This is a genomic window from Pseudoalteromonas sp. APC 3358, assembly GCF_030408075.1.
GTDB lineage: Bacteria > Pseudomonadota > Gammaproteobacteria > Enterobacterales > Alteromonadaceae > Pseudoalteromonas > Pseudoalteromonas arctica.
The window spans coordinates 1-2355 of the sequence record NZ_JASDCE010000034.1; the positions used below are offsets into that span (position 1 = coordinate 1).

Genomic DNA, 2355 nt, shown 5'->3' on the forward strand with positions numbered 1-2355 from the left:
GTAAGCGTCTAGCGAACCACACCTAGCATCGATGTTCTGATTATCTAAAAATACCTGCTCAATGATAAATTCGGAGCAGGTGATGAAAACTTACAGAACAAGCGCACAGTGGCAGCAGCTTTTGCTGAAACGCAGTACGTTTAGTGGTACTAATATTGAATTCTGCCAACACCATAATGTCGCTATTACGACTTATTATAAACAACGTGCTTTACTGGCAAAAGACCAGCCTAATTCCACCTTGCCAGTGCACACGCAGTGCCTTACATCATCACGTTTTGTCCAGGTAAAACAAACTACTGAAGTCTGCGCGCAAACTCGTCAAAATACGCTGCAGTTTGATACGCTAACCGGCCAACTCACGTTTCCTATCGATTTAGCGACGGCCGATATCGTTGCCATTATTAAAGGGCTAACGGTATGAGGATGTTCGTTGATGTACCCACCGTCTATTTATGTGCCGATGCCGTTGATTTTCGAAAATCAATTAATGGTCTGGCGGCGTTGGTGGAAGCAGAGCTTGAACTACCCGTGCTCAGTGGTGCGCTATTTGTGTTTTGTAATAAAGGCCGTGACAAACTCAAACTGCTTTACTGGGATAACACCGGTTTTGCACTGTGGTATAAGCGATTAGATAAGCATAAGTTCAAATGGCCCAAACTCATGTCACCCACCATGACCTTAAGCGAGCAGCAATTACACTGGTTATTATCGGGTTATGATGTGATTGGACACAGTAAAATTGATGTCGCAGGTAAGAAAATGCTTTAATATTTGCGATCGATTGATGATCATCAAAGTGAGTTCAGTTAGCACTGCAAAGCCTTTGATGATGCCTTAAAATAGGCGTCATGAAAAATGAACTCGCCCTTAAACAGCGCATTGCTGAACTTGAAAAACTGTTAGCGCAGAAGGATGCCCAGATTGCGGCATTGGAAGAGCGCTGGAGCTTGGCCCAACAAAAACAATTCGGCAAAAGTGCTGAAGGCTTTGCCGGGCAAGGCGAGTTATTCAATGAAGTGGAAGAAATTGTTGAGGAAGTTGAGGCAGAGCAACAATCCATTAGCTATACCCGTAAAAAGCCGGTGCGTAAGCCACTGCCAAAAGACTTACCTCGTGAGCAGGTTATTCACGACATCATCGACAAAACCTGTGATTGCTGTGGCGGTGAGCTACATAAAATGGGTGAAGATAAGTCAGAAAAGCTTGAGTTCATACCCGCTAAAATCAAAGTGATTGAGCATATTAGGCCTAAATACGCCTGCCGTCACTGTGATAAATCCTCAACTCAGACACAGATTAAACAAGCCTCAATGCCTGCCATGCCCATCAACAAAGGCATTGCAACCAGCAGTTTGCTCAGTCAGCTTATCACCAGTAAATACCAATACGGGTTACCGCTGTATCGCCAGGAAGCGATGTTTAAGCAATACGGTATTGAACTCAGTCGACAGACCATGAGCAGCTGGATAGACAAATCAGCCACACTCTTCGCGCCATTAGTTGAACGGCTTAAAGCCGAGCTGTTAAGGCAACCCACGCTATTTGCCGATGAAACGCCATTAAAGGTGGTGAAATCGGACAAAGTAAACAGTTACATGTGGGTGTATTGCTCGGGTCGAGATTCACCAGACCCGAATAATCCTATCCCTAATATCGTACTTTACGACTTCCACAATAGTCGCGCGGCCGCCTGCGTGGTCAATTATCTTGATGGATATCAAGGGTACTTGCACGTGGATGGCTATCAAGCCTATGCCAGAACAGAGGCAACCTTAATCGGCTGCTGGGCGCATGCTCGTCGTAAATTTATCGACGCGAAAAAGCTACAAGGTAAAAACAAAACCGGCAAAGCGGATGTGGTATTGAGCCTTATCCAAAAACTGTACGGCGTTGAGTCACGCATCAAAGATAAAAGTGTGGATGACAAATATACGGCAAGACAAGAGGTTAGCCTGCCTATTCTTAGCAAGCTAAAAATATGGCTTGAGCAGGATCAGCCAAATTTAGTGGGGAACAGCAAACTGATAGAGGCAGCTAATTACCTGGCAAATCAATGGCACAAGCTCATACGCTATGTTGATGATGGCCGACTTAGCATCGATAATAATAGAGCAGAACGCGCGGTAAAACCGTTTGTGATAGGCCGAAAGAATTGGTTATTTAGCCAAACGGCTAACGGTGCCCATGCTAGTGCCACCCTTTACAGCATTGTGGAAACCGCCAAGATAAATGGTCTAATCCCATTTAATTACATCTGTGCTTGCCTTGATGAACTGTGCCAGCCTGAGCCCGATATCGACAGCTTGTTACCCTGGAATTTTAAAACATAGGTGTAGTTCGCTAGACGCTCAC

3 protein-coding genes are annotated in these 2355 nt (G+C 45.0%); all 3 read left to right on the top strand.

Features of this window, described 5'->3' with window-relative positions:
* The first annotated feature begins 82 nt into the window (after positions 1 to 82).
* The 3 genes from QL995_RS21560 to QL995_RS21570 all read left to right on the top strand — a co-directional run bounded on the left by QL995_RS21560 (position 83) and on the right by QL995_RS21570 (position 2333).
* On the top strand, positions 83 to 424 hold the full coding sequence (locus tag QL995_RS21560; protein ID WP_008467385.1) for a hypothetical protein: 342 nt from the start codon (positions 83 to 85) through the stop codon (positions 422 to 424).
* A complete protein-coding gene (gene tnpB / locus QL995_RS21565; protein WP_024604009.1) occupies positions 421 to 771 on the top strand; it encodes an IS66 family insertion sequence element accessory protein TnpB in 351 nt (116 codons plus the stop codon). The genes QL995_RS21560 and tnpB overlap by 4 nt, the downstream gene beginning before the upstream one ends.
* Before the next feature lie 80 nt (positions 772 to 851).
* A complete protein-coding gene (locus QL995_RS21570; RefSeq protein ID WP_002963282.1) occupies positions 852 to 2333 on the top strand; it encodes an IS66 family transposase in 1482 nt (493 codons plus the stop codon).
* Positions 2334 to 2355 lie beyond the last annotated feature (22 nt).